Origin of the sequence: Rhizobium pantanalense (assembly GCF_030182525.1) — a bacterium.
Taxonomy (GTDB): domain Bacteria; phylum Pseudomonadota; class Alphaproteobacteria; order Rhizobiales; family Rhizobiaceae; genus Rhizobium.
In genome coordinates this window covers 324363-341382 of record NZ_JAQJCH010000003.1, presented here as the reverse complement: position 1 = coordinate 341382, position 17020 = coordinate 324363, and the positions used below count along the sequence as shown (strand labels likewise).

General features: G+C 60.8%; 15 protein-coding genes. 2 read left to right on the top strand and 13 right to left on the bottom strand.

The genetic code is table 11. The features are described from left to right. Positions 1–151 precede the first annotated feature (151 nt). Positions 152–439 (top strand): helix-turn-helix transcriptional regulator, encoded by a 288-nt coding sequence (locus PH558_RS11100; RefSeq protein WP_285204202.1) that lies wholly within the window; start codon positions 152–154, stop codon positions 437–439. Here the strand turns inward: PH558_RS11100 and PH558_RS11095 are convergent. From PH558_RS11095 to PH558_RS11080, 4 genes are all read right to left on the bottom strand, one after another. Beyond that, positions 405–1661: a tyrosine-type recombinase/integrase gene (locus tag PH558_RS11095; RefSeq protein ID WP_285204198.1), complete on the bottom strand. Its 1257-nt coding sequence runs from the start codon at positions 1659–1661 to the stop codon at positions 405–407. The two genes, PH558_RS11100 and PH558_RS11095, sit on opposite strands and share 35 nt — an antisense overlap. A 293-nt stretch (positions 1662–1954) precedes the next feature. Continuing rightward, positions 1955–3517 (bottom strand): glutamine-hydrolyzing GMP synthase, encoded by a 1563-nt coding sequence (gene guaA, locus PH558_RS11090; RefSeq protein WP_285204197.1) that lies wholly within the window; start codon positions 3515–3517, stop codon positions 1955–1957. 103 nt (positions 3518–3620) lie between these two features. Continuing rightward, positions 3621–4262: a 5'-methylthioadenosine/S-adenosylhomocysteine nucleosidase gene (locus tag PH558_RS11085; protein ID WP_095433720.1), complete on the bottom strand. Its 642-nt coding sequence runs from the start codon at positions 4260–4262 to the stop codon at positions 3621–3623. Next, complete coding sequence (locus tag PH558_RS11080) at positions 4259–4720, bottom strand: PaaI family thioesterase (RefSeq protein WP_285204196.1); 462 nt, start codon at positions 4718–4720, stop codon at positions 4259–4261. The genes PH558_RS11085 and PH558_RS11080 overlap by 4 nt, the downstream gene beginning before the upstream one ends. Positions 4721–4882: 162 nt before the next feature. On the opposite strand from PH558_RS11080, the gene PH558_RS11075 reads away from it, so the two are divergent. After that, complete coding sequence (locus tag PH558_RS11075) at positions 4883–5953, top strand: DUF2252 family protein (protein WP_285204437.1); 1071 nt, start codon at positions 4883–4885, stop codon at positions 5951–5953. 14 nt (positions 5954–5967) lie between these two features. Here PH558_RS11075 and PH558_RS11070 read toward each other — a convergent pair whose 3' ends face one another. The 9 genes from PH558_RS11070 to queG all read right to left on the bottom strand — a co-directional run bounded on the left by PH558_RS11070 (position 5968) and on the right by queG (position 17010). Next, on the bottom strand, positions 5968–6771 hold the full coding sequence (locus tag PH558_RS11070) for an alpha/beta fold hydrolase (RefSeq protein ID WP_285204195.1): 804 nt from the start codon (positions 6769–6771) through the stop codon (positions 5968–5970). Positions 6772–7300: 529 nt separating this feature from the next. Continuing rightward, positions 7301–8386: a DUF1513 domain-containing protein gene (locus PH558_RS11065; protein WP_285204193.1), complete on the bottom strand. Its 1086-nt coding sequence runs from the start codon at positions 8384–8386 to the stop codon at positions 7301–7303. Between the two features lie 5 nt (positions 8387–8391). Next, entirely contained in the window at positions 8392–9603 is a 1212-nt protein-coding gene (locus PH558_RS11060; protein WP_285204189.1) for an imelysin family protein, read from the bottom strand. After that, on the bottom strand, positions 9603–11162 hold the full coding sequence (locus PH558_RS11055; RefSeq protein ID WP_285204188.1) for a di-heme oxidoreductase family protein: 1560 nt from the start codon (positions 11160–11162) through the stop codon (positions 9603–9605). Before PH558_RS11055 ends, PH558_RS11060 begins: the two co-directional genes overlap by 1 nt. A gap of 45 nt (positions 11163–11207) precedes the next feature. Next, positions 11208–12497, bottom strand: a complete 1290-nt coding sequence (locus PH558_RS11050) for an imelysin family protein (RefSeq protein ID WP_095433725.1) — start codon at positions 12495–12497, stop codon at positions 11208–11210. 220 nt (positions 12498–12717) lie between these two features. Beyond that, positions 12718–14007 (bottom strand): RsmB/NOP family class I SAM-dependent RNA methyltransferase, encoded by a 1290-nt coding sequence (locus PH558_RS11045; protein WP_113406789.1) that lies wholly within the window; start codon positions 14005–14007, stop codon positions 12718–12720. Between the two features lie 208 nt (positions 14008–14215). Further along, the gene (locus tag PH558_RS11040; RefSeq protein ID WP_095433727.1) at positions 14216–14584 is read right to left on the bottom strand and encodes a septal ring lytic transglycosylase RlpA family protein; all 369 of its coding nucleotides are present in this window, start codon (positions 14582–14584) and stop codon (positions 14216–14218) included. 396 nt (positions 14585–14980) lie between these two features. Then, positions 14981–15853: an SDR family oxidoreductase gene (locus PH558_RS11035; protein WP_285204187.1), complete on the bottom strand. Its 873-nt coding sequence runs from the start codon at positions 15851–15853 to the stop codon at positions 14981–14983. Next, positions 15853–17010: a tRNA epoxyqueuosine(34) reductase QueG gene (queG, locus tag PH558_RS11030; protein ID WP_285204186.1), complete on the bottom strand. Its 1158-nt coding sequence runs from the start codon at positions 17008–17010 to the stop codon at positions 15853–15855. Before queG ends, PH558_RS11035 begins: the two co-directional genes overlap by 1 nt. Positions 17011–17020 lie beyond the last annotated feature (10 nt).

The following is a 17020-nucleotide window of genomic DNA, read 5'->3' as shown; positions in this document are numbered from 1 at the left end:
TGCGGTTCGAGTTTGGTCCGAGCGGGACAAGCCACTCCCTCCGATTTACACGCTACAATGCGATATTGCCGCACGCGAGCGTCGAAGGACTTCCATCTTTCTAAGTCTATCGGTTTCTATCTCGGATAGTCAGAGCGACAGGGCGACCGATATGTCAAGAACAGCTTCTACTATCCCGCTGCGGCGGACGATCCGGCGACAGCAACTGCGCGAAATGGTGCCGATGGCTGACAGCACTATCTATGAAATGGAACAACGCGGCGAATTTCCCCGACGGTTCGCGCTCTCTCCACGTTGCATCGTGTGGGATCTGGCCGAGGTCGAGGCTTGGCTGATCGCACGACGGAGCGCACCGATCCGCCGTGCACAGCACCCCGATGTGACCAAGCGCAAATCTCGTCCAGTCAAAGGGCGGGATCAAGTTCCAGCAAAGGCATAGCCGTCGGCAAGAGCGTGGGGGCATGCCTGCGGCCGTCAACCCAGGCGTCCACGGTATCCGCCCACTCCTGCATCATATGCCGGCGTTGAACTTCGTATTCCGCCTTGTTGTAGACGCCGCGCGACGACCTCCCATCCTCGTGCGCCAAGCACTTCTCGATCCAATCCCGATTGAAACCCAATTCGTTCAGCAGGGTCGACCCAGTCCGCCTTAGATCGTGGACCGTGAATGGCTCCAGTGGCAGCCCATCTTGTTTGGCCTGCTCTACCACTGAATAGGTGACACGGTTGAACGTCGCCCGAGACATGGGAGCATCGGCGTCGTAGCGCGAAGGCAACAGATACCGGGAGTTGCCGGCGCAGGTCTTGAGCGCAATCATTATGTCGAGGGTCTGACGGCACAGATAGACGTTGTGGGCTTTCGATCGCTTCATCCGCTCCTTGGGAATTGTCCAAACGGCGTTTTCAAAATCTACCTCTTCCCACACCGCGTCTTGCAGTTCGCTCTTGCGGACCATCGTCAGGAGAAAGAGCCGCATCCCCAAGCGGATCGTCGGTAGCGTCGCGACCTTTTCCAACTCTTTCAGCATCACGCGAATTTCGGCTGGCGACAGAGCCCTATCCTTCGGCGTGAACGTCGCGATCGATGCTGGTCCGACGTCATCGGCCGGATTAGCAACCTTCTCACCGTGCAAAATCGCGAAGCCATAAATCTGCTTCAGGATGTCCCGGACATGGATCGCCGTTGCTGGTGCGCCGCGATCAACGATCTTTCCGCATTGGGCGCGAAGGTCGTCCGGCGTGATCTCCGTCAAAAGGCGATTACGCCAAACCGGCAATAGCTCTCGCTCAAAGATGGAGCGACGCATTGCTCGGGTGCTGTCGGCCATCGGCGCGTTCACCAACCATTTTTCGCCAAACTCGCCGAAGCTCTTCGCCTCCTTGATACGGCGCTTTTCGCGCTGCTTCTCAATGGCCGGGGACCGTCCCTCACTGATCGCTCGCTTGGCGTCCAGGCAGAGCTCCCGGGCGCGCGCCAGCGAGATTCCATCTCGCCCGTATTTGCCCAGGTAGACCGTCTCGCGTCGCCCATTCAGGCGATAGTCTAGCCTGAACGAAACGGCGCCCGACGGCGCGACGCGCACATACATGCCGTCGCGGTCAGTCACCTTGTACATTTTCTCTTTGGGTTTCAGCGCCTTGATTGCTGCGTCCGTCAACATGGTACGCCACCTCCAAAAAAGTACCGTCACGCGGTTTTGGGGGGCTCTCGTCGGAAAAGTCTGCGTATTGTCAGCAGCTTAGCGTCAAAAAAGTACCGTCAGGAGCCTCATCTCTCCTGACGGTACTTCCAAATTTCACCGCGATCAATATGAGCAAGGACCGTCAACGGGGCCGACGGCTCCAATCTATGCCCACCGATAGACACCGATAGATTCCGAAAAGAATGTTTATTTTTATCAGTGTGTTAGGTCGCACTCTGGCGTAGTTTTGGATACGCCCGGATAGGCGAAAATCATTCCCACTCGATCGTGCCGGGCGGCTTCGAGGTGACGTCGTACACCACGCGATTGATCCCGCGGACTTCATTGATGATCCTGGTCGCAGCGCGGCCGAGGAATTCCATGTCGTAGTGGTAGAAATCGGCGGTCATGCCGTCGACGGAGGTGACGGCGCGCAGTGCGCAGACGAATTCGTAGGTGCGGCCGTCGCCCATCACGCCGACGGTCTGGACCGGCAGCAGCACGGCGAAGGCCTGCCAGATGGCGTCGTAGAGGCCGGCCTTGCGGATTTCGTCGAGATAGATGGCATCGGCTTCGCGCAGGATTTCCAGCTTCTCGCGGGTAATGCCGCCCGGGCAGCGGATCGCGAGACCGGGGCCGGGGAATGGGTGGCGGCCGATGAAGCTGTCGGGCAGGCCGAGCTCCTTGCCGAGCACGCGCACTTCATCCTTGAAGAGCTCGCGCAGCGGCTCGACGAGTTGCATCTTCATGCGCTCCGGCAGGCCGCCGACATTGTGGTGCGACTTGATGGTGACCGAGGGGCCGCCGGTGAAGGAAACGCTCTCGATGACGTCGGGATAGAGCGTGCCCTGGCCGAGGAAATCGGCGCCGCCGAGCTTCTTGGCTTCATCCTCGAAGGTTTCGATGAAGAGCCGGCCGATGATCTTGCGCTTGGTCTCAGGGTCGGAAACACCTTCGAGCTCGCCGATGAAGCGGTCGGAAGCATCGACATGGATCAGATGCAGATTGTAGTGCTCGCGGAACATGGCGACGACGTTTGCCGCCTCGTCCTTGCGCATCAGGCCGTGGTCGACGAGGATGCAGGTCAGCTGGTCGCCGACCGCTTCGTGGATCAGCAGGGCGGCAACGGAGGAATCGACGCCGCCGGAGAGTGCGCAGATAACGCGCTTGTTGCCGACCTGATCGCGGATTGCCTGCACCGCCTTGGCGCGATAGGCCGACATCGACCAGTCGCCCTTGATGCCGGCGATATTGTGGATGAAGTTGCCGATCAGCTTGGCGCCATCGGGCGTATGCACGACCTCCGGATGGAACTGCACGCCGTAATATTTGCGCTTCTCGTCGGCGATGAAGGCGTAAGGCGCGTTCGAGGAGGTGGCGACCACTTCGAAACCTTCCGGCAGCGCGGTGACGCGGTCGCCGTGGCTCATCCATACCTGATGGCGCGAACCGTTCGACCACAGCCCTTCGAAGAGGGCGCAATCCTTATCGACTTCCAGAAAGGCGCGGCCGAATTCGCGGTGATGTCCGCTTTCGACCTTGCCGCCGAGCTGCATGCACATGGTCTGCTGACCGTAGCAGATGCCGAAGACCGGGATGCCGCTGTCGAAGATGATCTGCGGCGCCCGCGGCGAGCCTTCGTCCACGGTCGAGGCCGGGCTGCCTGACAGGATCACGGCTTTCGGCTGTAGCCGCTTGAAGCCGGCTTCGGCGGATTGGAAGGGGACGATTTCGCAGTAGACGCCCGCTTCGCGCACACGCCGTGCGATGAGCTGCGTCACCTGGCTGCCAAAATCGACGATGAGAACGGTATCTGGATGTGCTGTCTGGGTCATGGCGAGCCTTTAATGAAAAGCGCTTTCCCTGGCAATCGGGCAAATCACGCAAGCGCCGATTTTATTGTCTCGATTGTCCTTACTTTGCTTAGTTTCCGGTTCCTCAGAACCAGAATACGCCGTCTTCCAACGCCGTAAACAGCCCATCGACGGCGTAGGAGAGTTTGCGGTCGATCACATGCAGATATTCCGTCCAGTCGGAAATGTGCTGCAGATCGACCTTCCCGTCGGAAATGCCCCGCAGGCCGATCAGCGGCAGGCCATAGACCTGGCAGGCGCGCAGTACTGCGAAGGTTTCCATGTCGACCATGTCGGTGCCGATGCGCTCATAGGCCTCTGCGCCGGAGACGATATTGGCGCCGGTCGAAAGGCTGCCCTCGGCAATGGTCGGGATGCGCAGCGGCAGCTCGATCGTCGCCGGCAGATCGAGGAAAGGCGTGCGGCCTTTTTCGAAGCCGAGCGGCGAGGCATCCATGTCGCGGTAAGAAACCGAGGTGACCTGGTAGACTTCCGTCTGTTCCAGCCTGGCGGAACCGGCCGAGCCGAGCGACACCACGAGATCGGGGAGATCGTCCTGGGCTTCGAGCTGCGCAAAGGCGCGGGTAAGCGCAATCGCTGCCTCCACCGGGCCGACGCCCGTCATCAGCGGATCGATGCGCGAGCGCAGGAAGGGTCCATATTCGGCCTCGGCGGCCATGACGAACAGGATCGATTTGCCCGATACCCGCTTCAGTTCGAATTTCATCCGCTAATTCCCTCTCTGCCCCGGATGACCATCATCGTTCCCGTCATCGAGGCAATCAGCTTGGCCGGCCCGTCGCCGATGGCATAGCCGCGTCCGTCGGCGACGATAATCGTAGTGCCGGGCTTGGTGACATCGCCCCGAAACAGGAAGCGCTCGCCGCGCCCCGGCGACATCAGATTGATCTTGAATTCGATCGTGAGGATCGATGCGGAAGGGTCGATGACGCTATAGGCGGCAAAGCCGCAGGCCGAATCCAGCGCCGCGGCGATAATGCCGGCGTGCAATATGCCATGCTGCTGCGTCAGCTTGATATCGAAGGGCAGCTCGATCTCGACCGTTCCGTGCTCGACGCGCGTCAGCTCTGCGCCGATCGTCGCCATGGCGGCCTGCCGCTCGAAGCTGGTCCTGATGCGGCTCCGAAAATCGCCGCTGGTCTCCGTCTCGTCTGCCCCTGTCATGCCGTCCCCTTTCGCGGGTGCGAAATTGGCACGGGGAGGCGATTTGGACAAGGGTTATCCCATGGAAAAGCGGAGGCGTTCCAGTCTCCACTCCGGACATCGAATTTCCACGATCGGATCGTCATGCTATCCGAAGCGATGATGCTTGTGGCGAGGGCGCAGATGACGACGATCCGGCAATCGGTGGCTGCCTATGAGACCTGGATGCGGGCGCAGCTCGGCGCCGATCTGGTGGAGGCGGGTCTGGCAAGGAAACACAAGCTGATGAAGGTCGACAGCTTCTCCTTCCTGCGCGGCACCTATTGGCGCTGGGCGGAAACCATCCTCGACATCTGCCCTGAGCTAAAGAGCGCACCGCAATTGCTGGCGATCGGCGATACGCATCTGGAAAATTTCGGCACCTGGCGCGACGAGGAAGGCCGCCTCGTCTGGGGCGCCAATGATTTCGACGAGGCGGCCGTCATGCCCTATGCACTCGATCTCGTGCGCCTTGCCACAAGTGCCATGTTGGCGCGCAGCGAGGACGGCCCGACGCCGCGCATTGTTGCCGACAGCATCCTTGCCGGCTATCGCCGCGGCCTGCGCGAGCCGTCTCCCGTCATTCTCGAGCGCGATTACAAATGGCTGCGCAATGCCGTCTTGCTGCCGAACGCCGAGCGCAAGGCCTTTTGGGAGAAATACCGCAACCTGCCACCGGCAACCGCACCCGATCGTTATCTCAAGGCCTTGCACAAGGCCCTGCCGGATTCGGCAGCAGCTTTCGAGCCGAAGCCGCGCCTGGCCGGCACGGGCAGCCTCGGCCGCCCGCGCTTCATCGCCTATGTCGATTGGCGTGGCGGCCCGGTTGTGCGCGAGGTCAAGGCGCTTCTGCAATCCGGCTGGTCGCTGAAGCACGATCTGTCGGACGAGACGATCCGCACCGGCATCATCGCTGCTGGGCGGGCGCGTTCACCCGATCCGCGCTATCAGGTGAGTGGAGGCCTGCTGGTGCGCCGGCTCTCGCCCAACAGCCGCAAGATCGAAGTCGACGGCGATGCCGAGGTGCTGCTGTCACCTGACATGCTGGATCTGATGGGTTTTGAAATCGCCAATTGCCACGCCAACGATGCCTCGCTCGTTCCCGGTATTCTGGCCGATCTCGATGCGCGCAATGCCGATTGGCTGCGTGTGGCCGCCAAGGCGGCCGCCGCAGCGGTCACGGCGGAGCAGGTGGAATTTGCGAGAAGAGGCTAAGGCCAGCGAACCGGTCAATGCCCTGCAGCTTCCAGGATCAAATGGGCGATCGTATCGGGATGCGAGATCAGCGAGAGATGGCTGGCCTTCACTTCGATGGTCTTGGCACCCATGCGCTTGGCCATGAAGCGCTCCAGATCCGGATTGATCGTCCTGTCTTCGGTGGAGACCGCATACCAGCTGGACTTGCTGCGCCAGGCGGCCTGCGTGGTCTTGCCGGATAGAAGCGCCTTCTGGAAGGGCTGCTGTACGGCATAGAGCACCTCGGCCTTCGCTTTGGGCAAGTCGCCGGCGAAGTCGCGCAGGAACGCTTCCTCGGTCAGCCGTCCTTCGTCGCCATCGAAGACGATGCCGGCTGATGCCGGCGGTGTCGGATATGTCTTGGCGAGCGCCGTATAGTCTTCGCCGGCATCCGGTGCGCGGGCGGCGACATAGACGAGCGCGGAAACCTTCGGATGCACGCCGGCTTCGGTGACGATCATGCCGGAAAAGGAATGGCCGACGAGGACAGTCGGGCCGTCCTGACGATCGAGAACCCGCTGCGCGGCCTCCACCGCTTCCGGAAGTGTCGTCAACGGATTTTGTACTGCCGTGCAGTTCAGCCCCTTGGCCTGCAGCCGGGCGATAACCTCGGTCCAGCAGGAGCCGTCTGCAAAAAGTCCATGGGCCAGGACGACGTTGCGAGCCTTCAATGGCGCAGACTTGACCGCTCCCGAGGCGGGTGTCGGAGTGCTGGCAGCCATGCCGTGCGCGGAAATGAGGGAGGCAGCGGCGCCGGCGATAACGGCGGTCGAGAAATTCCTTCTGGTCATCATCATGATCGTGATCCTTATGGTGTTGAGGATAAATGGGCACCAGAAAGCCGTCCGCGCCGAATGTCGGAGCGGCAAAGCTTCTGAAATTCTGTATGTCTCGGAGCGGCATATGATCGAACGCGCGGATCAAATATGACCGATCCTGTATTCCTGTTCGGCGTCGAGCTTGCTTTGTGTATGCAAAGCAGAGGCTGCTGATTGTTTATGTATTCGAAGTGGCGGCCCTGGTCAATAATTGGATGCGTAACGGTTACGTGATGGGTTATATGTATGCGAATGCAGTGAGATGAAATTCTTTTGCATACAGCCTTGTTGACCTTGCCGATTGGGAGTGATGGTGGACGGCGCGGTTGGAGAGCGCGAGTTGCTGTCCGGGCGTATTCGCAGCTCGAAGCCTCATGCAGGCTATGGCGGAAGGGGATGGGGAAATGGCGTGGTGGCTCATGCGGATACATATGCTGAATGCCGCGACGGCATTGCGGCGCTTTATCGAGGCAGCAAACTTACCTGGGCATTGCAGCCAAAGTCCGGCTCAGCCGCGGGCAATCCGCACGATGTGTTGATCCCAGGCGACGTCGCTGTGCTCGCCCAGAAAGTCGCCGCCATAGGAGGAAACGGCGAAGCCATGTTGAGCCGGCGCGATACCCGCCGCATCGGCGATGCTCTCCACCTTCAGCACCTTGCCCGTCTTCGCATCGAGCGTCACCGAAGTTCCTTCGATCGGTGATGTCACGCCGACCAGATTTTCAGTGCGATTGACGGCGATAGCGCCGACGTAATTGCCAAGCGCCCGGGTCGTGTCATCGGGCAGGGTGACGAAGGTCAGATCCTCGCCCCTCGCGAAATGACCGACAAGCGGCGGCAGGTCGTTGCGATGCCCTTCATATTGGCAGGCGAACCAGACCCGGCGGCTGGCGTCGATATCGACATGGCGGGTCGAGACCTGCGCGTATTGCGACGGAAGCGTGTGCTTTTCGATCAGCCCGCCGCTGGCGGCGTCGATCAGCGTCAGCGACGGTTCCATATGATCGAGGTTTAGCTTGGTACGGCCGAAATCCGGATGGGTCTCAATGCCGCCATTGGCGACGATCAGGAATCTGCCGTCGTCTGAAACCGTCATGTCGTGTGGGCCGACGCCGTAGGTCTCGTATTCGCCGATGCGCGCAAAGTGGTTGCCGGCATCATAGAGCCCGATGATACCGCGATTGTTGTCGAAATCGTTCTCGCTGGCATAGAGCAGCCTGCCATCGGGCGAAAACGTGCCGTGGCCGTAGAAATGCCGGCCTTCTTTAGCGGAAATGACGATCGGCTCGGCCTTGTTCCAAGGATCGAAGATCATCGCGTAGGTGCCGGGCCGGCGCGCGAAGGCGACGGCCTTGCCGGTCGCCTTGGAAAAAGCCATGCCGTGGGCGCGGGCAGGCAGCGCCACCTGATCGATGATGCGGCCCTGTTCGGTCACCGTCGCCACGGCGAAGGAACCGTCCGCAGCGCGGATGCCGGAGGCGTAGACCGCATCGGCCTGCTCCAGCGCTATCAGCGCGCTAGGCTTCAGGGCTGCAAGGAAGGTCAGCCCTGCGGCTTTGACAAAAGCTCTCCGATCGATCAGGCCGCTGCGCATCGCCCTCAGTCTCCGTCTGCGAAGGAGAAGCCGGCCGAAAGGCCGATGGCGCCGCCGTACTCGTCGCTGAAGCTGGTGGCGAGATCGCGGCTGACGGAGAGCAGCTTGTCGATCTTGGCGCGTTCCGCATCGTTGCTGATCGCCGCCTCAATATCCGCATTGATCGTCGGTGCTGTGGTCGCGAGTTCGTTCAGGAGGCCGTCGATCTTGGTGGCGACAGCGCGCTTGTCAGCCGGCAGCAGCTTCGCCATGTCGGCCTTTTCCCATAGCGTCTTGATACCGTCGACATTGCCGGCAAACGAGGCCCATGTATTGCCCGAGCGCCAGTAGATCGCCATCTTCGGACGCGCCGCTGCCGGATCGCCCTTGTAGAAGGTTTCCAGCCGCTGGTCGCGCATATTGGCGGCGCTGTGCACGAGGATGCCGAGCAGTGCGGTGACGGCTTCCTTGTTGTCCATAAAATCGTCGCTGGTCTTGCCGGGGAATTTCCAGGATTTCTGCACGCCGTCGGGCGCATCCCACTCGTCGGCGATTTCCTTGGCCGTATTTTCGATATTGCCGGCAACCGCCGCGCCATAGCGGCAGCGGAAGCTCTGCTTGTCCTTGCCGAGAACGTCGGAGCCGTTGCCGAAGAGCACATATTCCAGCGCCGTCATGCTCATCAGCGCCACGCTCTTGCCGGCGACGGCTTCGACGGTCGTGTCCTGCTCGTCCGCTTTGGCGATCAGCGCTTGCACCTGCTTGAGGCCGACGCCCTTGCGGTCGGGATAGAAGAGGATGTGCTCGAAGCGGTTCTGTTCGATGATCGGGCCGGTATCGACGATCTCGATCCGCGACCAGCTCTTCACGGTGTCGCCGAAAGCCGATTTGGCGCCGGAAAGGGTGGCGTCCGTGGGATCGGCGCAAAGCGCCTTCATCGCGACAGTCAGTTTGGAGGCGGAGTCGTGCATGGCACGGTAGCCGGGACGGATCACGTCATCCACCGCCTTCTGCAGTACCGCCGGCACCGCCGCCTCGTTCAGACCGGCGCCATTGGTCGTCGCATCCTCGGCATGGGCAGGCAGGGCGGCAGCGGTAAGCAGTAGGCTGGCGGCCAGAGCAATTCCAGCAAAAGTGCGCAGCGGTCTTGCGTCTGGAATTGCGTGAAAACAATGGGACGGAGCATTTGCGTGACTCAGTTTAGAGCGGAAATGCTCCGGACGTTTCCATTGGCGCATCAGAGGGACTCCAGAAAGTTGATGAGGGCTTGCCGATCGTCCTTCGAAAGACCGGCGAATGCGTTGCGGGCTTTTTCCGCCTCTCCTCCATGCCAGAGGATGGCTTCGGTCAATGTCCGGGCGCGGCCGTCATGCAGATAGGCCTGCCGGCCGCTCACCGTCTGTGTCAGGCCTATACCCCAGAGCGGCGGCGTGCGCCAATCGCGACCGGATGCCATGCCCACCTGCTGTCCATCCGAAAGGCCTTCGCCCATGTCGTGCAGCAGGAAATCGGAATAGGGCCAGATCAGCTGGAAAGCCTGCGGCGAATCCTTGCCGTCGCTGCCCTTCAAGCCGTCACGCGTCACGAATTTCGGTGTGTGGCAGGCCGCACAGCCGGAGCGGTAAAACATCTCCTTGCCGTGCAATACGGCGGGCTGGCTCGTCGCGCGTCGGGCGGGCACGGCAAGATTTTCGGAGTAGAAGGTGACAAGCGGAAGCACTGGATCCGGCGCTTCGGTGTCGCCGAGGCGCGTCTGCACGCCGTTCGGCATGACCAGACATTGCGGTTCCTTGGCAGTGCAGTCGCCATAAGGATTGGGCCGGTCCGGCGTCGAAATGCCGATATCGGCGGAAAAGGCATCGGCCACCTGGTCGCGCACGGTTGCATTCTGGGCCTTCCAGCCGAAGCGCCCGAGCGCGAGCTGACCGGTACGATGATCGCGGACGATGGCGGCGCGGCCGCGAATGCCGATGCCCTTCTTATCATCCGGATCGGCATTGGCGAGAATATCGGCATCCGGAATGGCTTCGATCAGCCCGAGCCCGATCATCGGCGGCGCGATGCGTGGCGAAAAGGTAGTGCTTGCACCCATCGGCCCGTAGGCGAGATCGCTGACGCCGTAATGCGGCTTGCGCAAGGTTACGGCTTCCCCGCTGGCCAGCGTCACAATCTCCTCGCTATAGCTGACGGTCACCTTGCCTTCGGCGGCGAGGCCAGGAACGGCGAGATCCTGCAGCTGTGCCCCGTACGTCGAATCCGGAAAATTGAGCGCGTGAAAATCCTTGACGGCCTGCTCTTCCTCCGGCGTCACGGCGGCCCGTGCAAGGCGCAAGACCATCGAGGTCGCGGCAGCGCCCGCTTCCTCAGGCGGATGGCCGCGTCCGTCGCGGATATGACAGCTTTGGCAGGAGCGGGCATTGAACAGCGGCCCCAGCCCATCGGAAGCCTGAGTGGAGGAGGGGGCGGAGACCCAAAGCTTGCGAAAGAGCGCATTGCCGAGATGAAAATCCTGGCCCTGTTGCTGGTCTAGCTTGGCTGAGGGCTGTGAGAAGATATCGCGCGTGACCTTGTCGATCGAGGTCAGGCCGCCGCCCTGCATCGTCTCATAGGGTTCGGCCTTGAGGAAGTTGCTGGTTGCGCGGGTCACGTCGCGCACGTGCTTCAGCTCTTCGGTAGAGAGATCGCTGCGCGTGCTCGGAAAATCGAGAATATCAGCGGCTGCTAGCGTGATGGAAAAAACCAAAAAACCCGCAGCGATGGCGGGCAAAAGGGCGCGATTGGCCGGTAAACCTGTCATGGGTATTGGGGCGGCAACGCCTTGTCGCGCTGCCGCCGTCCCTTATTACTTCTTGGTGAAGACGGCGTTCGGGTTGTCCAGGCTGTCCGAACCTTCGAGCTTGATCGTGCCGAGATCGAGAGCGGCGATAACACGCTGAATGCTCTTCGTCTGGTCGAGCAGGCCGTCGATGGCCTTCTGTACGGTAGCGTTGCCTTCCTTGTTGCCCTCGCCGATCATCTGGTCGTATTTCTCGACCGTCTCGCCGCGATGCACCAACGCCTTCATGGCAGCAAGCGTGGTGTCGAGCTTGCCTTCCATCTCCTTGTCGAGCGCCGGGTCCTTGGCCTTGACCAGATCGTGCAGCGACGGGCCCTTCATCTTGGTGCCGTCGACGCGGGTATAGTTGCCGGTATAGGCCGCAGCGATGCCGATGGCGTCGCCATTGTGCTCGTTATAGGTATTGTCGGAGAAGCAGTCCTGCTCTTCTTCTGGATCGTGCAGCAGCAGGCCGAGCTTCATGCGCTCGCCGGCAAGCTCACCATAGGAGAGCGAGCCCATGCCGGTCAGGATAGTGGTCAGGCCGGCCTTCGGATCGGCTTCCACATGCTTGGTGGCTTCGCCGTCCGGCGCCCACTCGTCGGTCATCTCCTGCAAATCCGAAACCAACAGCGTCGAGGCGGATTTCAGATATTCGGCGCGGCGGTCGCAATTGCCGTGTGTGCAATTCTTCAAATCGTAATCGGTTGCGGGGCGTTCGCCGGCACCGGCCTTGGTGCCGTGCAGATCCTGGCCCCAGAGCAGGAATTCGATGGCGTGGTAGCCGGTCGCGACATTGGCTTCGACGCCGCCGGCCTGATGCAGCGTGCCCGAGAGGAATTCCGGCGTCAGATGCGAGGCGTCGACATCCTTGCCGTTGATCTTGATCGTCTTGTTGGCGATGACATTGGCGACATAGAGCGCGTTCTCATCGCTTTCTGTACCATAGGAGGCGTCGACATAATCGATAAGTCCTTCGTCCAGCGGCCAGGAATTGACCTTACCTTCCCAATCGTCAACGATCGGGTTGCCGAAGCGATAGACTTCCGTCTGCGCATAGGGAACACGGGCCTTGATCCAAGCCGCACGTGCCGCCTTCAGCGTCTTGTCGCTGGGATTGGCGAGCAGAGCGTCGATCGCCTTGTCGAGTGCTTTCGCCGTCGTCAGCGAGTCCTGATATTTGGCATGTGCCAGTTCCGCATAATGCTTGAGAACGGCAGCCGGCTCGGGAGCGGCTGCGAGAGCCGGCAGGCTGAATGCGGCGGTCGTGATCACGGCCACCGCGAGCGCGGCGCCAATTCTGTTTTTCAGTTTCATGTTCCTCTCCTGTGACAGCGGGGGCACCGTCAAAACTTGCCAATTTGTGTCATGTATGAAAAACAAACTTGTGTCAAACGCTCTAGTTTAGAACGATTTTAAGGCGAGAGACCAAGGGTTTAACGTCGCAAGCGAAATGGATTCGCTTGCGAATGCGCGGATATGGGGCGTTTGATATTGTGTCGGCGGGGCAGTGGAAGCAGGCGCGTTCGCCGCCAACTCACATTTTCCGTTGAAGGCGGCTGAAGAAGAAGCCGTCGGTATCTGTGGAGGCCGGTGTCAGGGTAATGGTCTTACCGTCGGAGGAGCGCGGCTTTGCGGCATCCTTGCCGAACAGTTTCTCCCAGGAGCTCAGGGTTTCCACGACTTCGAAGTCTGGATTCTGGGCGGCGAAACGGTTCACCTGTGCCTCATTCTCCTCCGGCAGTACCGAGCAGGTGACGTAGAGCAGAGCGCCGCCGGGGCGGACGAATTCGCCGGCCTGCGCCAGGGCTTCCTGTTGCTGGCTGGTGCGTTCATCGAGGTTCTTCTGTGTCAGTCGCCATTTGGTATCGGGACGCCGCCGCCATGTGCCGGTGCCTGTGCAGGGAGCATCGACCAGAACTTTGTCGAACTTGCCGCGCAGTTGGAGCAGGCCGTTGCGGTCATCATGGACCTGAACGTTACGGGTGCCGGCCCGCTTCAGCCGCTCGATGATCGGCGCCAGGCGCCGTCGGTCGCTGTCATAGGCATGGACCTGGCCCTTGTTATGCATTGCGGCCGACATGGCGAGCGTCTTGCCGCCACCGCCGGCGCAATAATCGAGCACCTGGTCGCCTTCATCAGGCAGGACCAGATCGGCCACGATCTGCGAGCCTTCATCCTGCACCTCGAACCAACCCTTCTGGAACGAAAGTTCGGCCGTGACGTTCGGCAGGCGGGATGCACCTTCTCCGGCGGGAATACGGATGCCGAAACGGGCAATCTTCGATGACTGGCCACCGGCGCGCTCCAGCGCCTTTACGACCTTGGCGCGGTCGGCCTTCAGGGCATTGGCGCGAAGATCGAGCGTCGGACGCTCGGAGAGAGCCTTGGCTTCGGCAAGCCAGCCATCGCCAAAGGCTTGGCTGAAGGAGGGCTCGACCCATTCGGGAATATCGCCCTGGACATGACGAGGCGCATCTTCGAGCTTGCGGACCGCAAAGGCGGCCAATGTTTCGGCAGTAGGCGCCTCGGGTGCAAATTTGTCGCCGTCCAGCTCAGCAGCCAGCGCCTCCGGCGTCAGCCCCCATTGGCGGAAGAGTACGGCATGGGCAAGCGCGGACGCACTGTCGTCTTCCATCAGCCAAGCATGTGAAAGCCGCATGCGCAGGGCGTCATAGACGATGTTGCCGATCGCGGCCCTGTCGCCGGAGCCGGCGAAGCGATGGGCCAGGCCCCAATCCTTCAGGGCATCGGCCACCGGTCGCTTGCGCGCTTCGATATCGGCAAGAACTTCGATGGCCCCCTGCAATCGGCCGCCCAGACGCATTCACACTCTCCTGCTCGCGCGTGACCCGGAACCCATTGGAGCTCATCTTGGGACTCTGCGCTCTACCAAAAATCGCTGACGGCTCGCCAATCCGCGTAAATAGTGCCCAAGGCGGCGGATTTTGAGACGTCTCAATCGCGTGGTAGCCGCGATTGGCCGAGAGAGCAAGCGTCATGCCGATTTGCCGGATGGTTCCGGCTTGCGGCGATTACTTCGAAGCGACGACCTCATAACAGACTTTGGCGGTACCCGAAGCGACCATGCCGATGTTCTGAGCGGCAGCGCGGGAGAGATCGAGAACACGTCCGCGAATGAAAGGCCCGCGGTCGTTGATGCGAACGACGACGCTGCGGCCATTGTGCTTGTTGGTGACCCTGAGACGCGTGCCGAAGGCGAGCGAACGATGGGCGGCAGTAAGATTTCTGGAACTCATGCGTTCCCCGGAAGCAGTCTTGGAGCTTCCCCCGTACCATGAAGCGCCTCCGCAGCCAGCGGATGCAAATGCCGGAGTCGAAACGACAGCAAAGGAGGCGGATATAGTTGCGGCGATTGCCAAAGAACGTGCGATTTTCTTCAAACCGATTTTTCCCTCAAGCTATTGAACTTGCGCCCTGGGTAGGCGGCGGGGCTTAAATCAGGCCAAAAATGGCGAAAAAGTGCCACAAGCGATCACGGAATGTTACGATGTGTAACATTTGTGATGTTAAGGGAATACTATGGCTATTCAGCGGATTTGCTTGTTTGTGGAAAAAACCCAATAAAATCAGCTAAAAATGGAACGAATTTTCTTGTAAGCATCGGCCAATGCCGGGCATCACAAAAATCGAAAAAATAATTTTCCGGCTTTGCCATAATCACTGCCGCATTTGTGCAATTTTAGAGGTCGTTAACCATAAATGCGGAGCAAATTGAACTAGATCAGCCGGCTAAGTAGGAATTTTCATGCGATCCAGTGGGGTGTAGGGGCGATTTCTCAGCCGCGCCATACTCCGGAGGACCAGAGTTCTGCAAGCGACATACGATACTCTGGGTAGCGGAACTGGAAGCCGAGCGCGCGCAGTTTCGCGTTCGAAACGCGCTTGTTCTCGCCATAGAAGGAGCGTGCCATCGGCGTCAGTTCAGCCGTTTCGAAAGGCTGTTCCGGTGGCGGTTCGACGCCCATCAGGCGCGCGGCCTCGGCAACGACATCCTGTGGTGGCGCAGGCTCGTCGTCAGTGACATTATATATGCCGCCGAGCTTGCGATCGGACAGGAAGCGGGCACAAGCGCCGATATCCTCGACGCGGATGCGGTTGAACACCTGGTTCGCTTTGATGAGCCGCCGAGCGGTTCCCTTTTCCAGATTGCAGAAGGCGTTTCTGCCCGGGCCGTAAATGCCAGAAAGTCGGAGGACCGCGACGGGAAGATCAAGCCTGACGCCGACGCGCAGCCAGCCGTCTTCCGCCTCTACCCGCTCGACGGAGCGATCGGCGATCGGATGCAGTGATGTCTGTTCGCTGACCCAGGCGCCCCTGTGGTCGCCATAGACCCCGACGGTCGAGAGGTAGCAGATCCATTCCAGCTTCGGCATCAAGGCCTTGAGATTGAGCTGCGCCAGCCGCAGCAGCGGATCGCCCGATTTGCCCGGTGCGATCGATTGCACCAGATGCGTCGCGCTTTGCATTGTCTCCGAGAGAGCCGGATCGAGGTTCTCACCATCGAAGACGAAGGCTTCGATGCCATCTTTCGTCAGCTGCTCGGCCTTGTCGGCGGAGCGAGTGGTGCCGGTGATGCGGATACCGGAGCCGCCGAAGGCCTTGGCGATGGCCGATCCGGAATAGCCGCAGCCGAAAATCATCACATGCATCACAATACCCCTGCCAGTTTCCATTCGGCGCGGACTTCTTCGTCCGCTTCTTCATCTCTTTCTGCCGCAAACGCGTGGAATTCGCCAGCCGTCATCAGCCGAGACAGCGCCCAGACCGCCATGCCGCGCACGACCGGCGAGAAGTCTCCAGCCAGTTGGCGACATCTCTCTATAAGGGAGCGATCGCCCGAATTGCCGGCCGCGATGAGCACATTGCGGATGAAGCGGTCGCGACCGATGCGCTTGACCGGCGAGCCGCTGAAGAAGGCACGAAAAGCGGCATCATCCAGATCGAGCAGGAAGGCGATCGGCGGTTCCTTAAGATCGTCCCGTGCCACCAGCTTCATCTCCGAGGCAGCGCTTGCGAACTTGTTCCAGGGGCAGGCGGCAAGACAGTCGTCGCAGCCGTAGATGCGGTTGCCGATCAACGGCCGGATCTCGGGATCGATCGGACCTTTATGCTCGATGGTCAAATAGGAAATGCAGCGCCGTGCATCAAGCTGATAGGGGGCTGGGAAGGCAGCGGTCGGGCAGGCGTCGAGACAGGCCCGGCAGGAGCCGCAATGGTCGATCTCCGGCTCATCGGGTTCGAGATCGGCCGTGGTGAACATCGAGCCGAGGAACAGCCAGGAGCCGAAGGTGCGGCTGACGAGATTGGTGTGCTTGCCCTGCCAGCCGAGACCGGCCGTGCCCGCCAGCGGCTTCTCCATGACCGGCGCCGTATCGACGAAGACCTTGACGTCCTCCTTCGAGCGCGCCGCAAAGCGTGTGGCAATCTCCTTCAGCCGGCCCTTGATAATGTCGTGATAGTCGCGGTTTCGGGCATAGACGGAGATTGCCGCTTTGTCCTTCTTCTCCAGAATGCCGCGCGGATCTTCGTCAGGGCCGTAATTGAGGCCGAAGACGACGATGGAGCGGGTCTCGCTCCAGAGCACGCGCGGATCGCCCCGGCGGTCGCGGGTCTCCTCCATCCAGCCCATGGTGCCGTGATACCCCTTGTCGAGAAACTGGCCGAGCCGGACGGCCGCTTCCGGAATCGCATCCGGCCTGGTGATGCGACAGAGATCGAAACCCTGGGCACGCGCTTCCTCTCGCAAAAAAGCGGTCAGTGTGTTTCGGCGTTTGTCAGTTTTTTCCGCTTCGCGATCACCGGGCATATCGAGCCCT

Bases quoted from the DNA above. Each gene is read 5' to 3' on its own strand.
- PH558_RS11100 (WP_285204202.1), top strand. From the start codon at position 152: ATGTCAAGAACAGCTTCTACTATCCCGCTGCGGCGGACGATCCGGCGA.
- PH558_RS11095 (WP_285204198.1), bottom strand. From the start codon at position 1,661: ATGTTGACGGACGCAGCAATCAAGGCGCTGAAACCCAAAGAGAAAATG.
- guaA (WP_285204197.1), bottom strand. From the start codon at position 3,517: ATGACCCAGACAGCACATCCAGATACCGTTCTCATCGTCGATTTTGGC.
- PH558_RS11085 (WP_095433720.1), bottom strand. From the start codon at position 4,262: ATGAAATTCGAACTGAAGCGGGTATCGGGCAAATCGATCCTGTTCGTC.
- PH558_RS11080 (WP_285204196.1), bottom strand. From the start codon at position 4,720: ATGACAGGGGCAGACGAGACGGAGACCAGCGGCGATTTTCGGAGCCGC.
- PH558_RS11075 (WP_285204437.1), top strand. From the start codon at position 4,883: ATGACGACGATCCGGCAATCGGTGGCTGCCTATGAGACCTGGATGCGG.
- PH558_RS11070 (WP_285204195.1), bottom strand. From the start codon at position 6,771: ATGATGATGACCAGAAGGAATTTCTCGACCGCCGTTATCGCCGGCGCC.
- PH558_RS11065 (WP_285204193.1), bottom strand. From the start codon at position 8,386: ATGCGCAGCGGCCTGATCGATCGGAGAGCTTTTGTCAAAGCCGCAGGG.
- PH558_RS11060 (WP_285204189.1), bottom strand. From the start codon at position 9,603: ATGCGCCAATGGAAACGTCCGGAGCATTTCCGCTCTAAACTGAGTCAC.
- PH558_RS11055 (WP_285204188.1), bottom strand. From the start codon at position 11,162: ATGACAGGTTTACCGGCCAATCGCGCCCTTTTGCCCGCCATCGCTGCG.
- PH558_RS11050 (WP_095433725.1), bottom strand. From the start codon at position 12,497: ATGAAACTGAAAAACAGAATTGGCGCCGCGCTCGCGGTGGCCGTGATC.
- PH558_RS11045 (WP_113406789.1), bottom strand. From the start codon at position 14,007: ATGCGTCTGGGCGGCCGATTGCAGGGGGCCATCGAAGTTCTTGCCGAT.
- PH558_RS11035 (WP_285204187.1), bottom strand. From the start codon at position 15,853: ATGCATGTGATGATTTTCGGCTGCGGCTATTCCGGATCGGCCATCGCC.
- queG (WP_285204186.1), bottom strand. From the start codon at position 17,010: ATGCCCGGTGATCGCGAAGCGGAAAAAACTGACAAACGCCGAAACACA.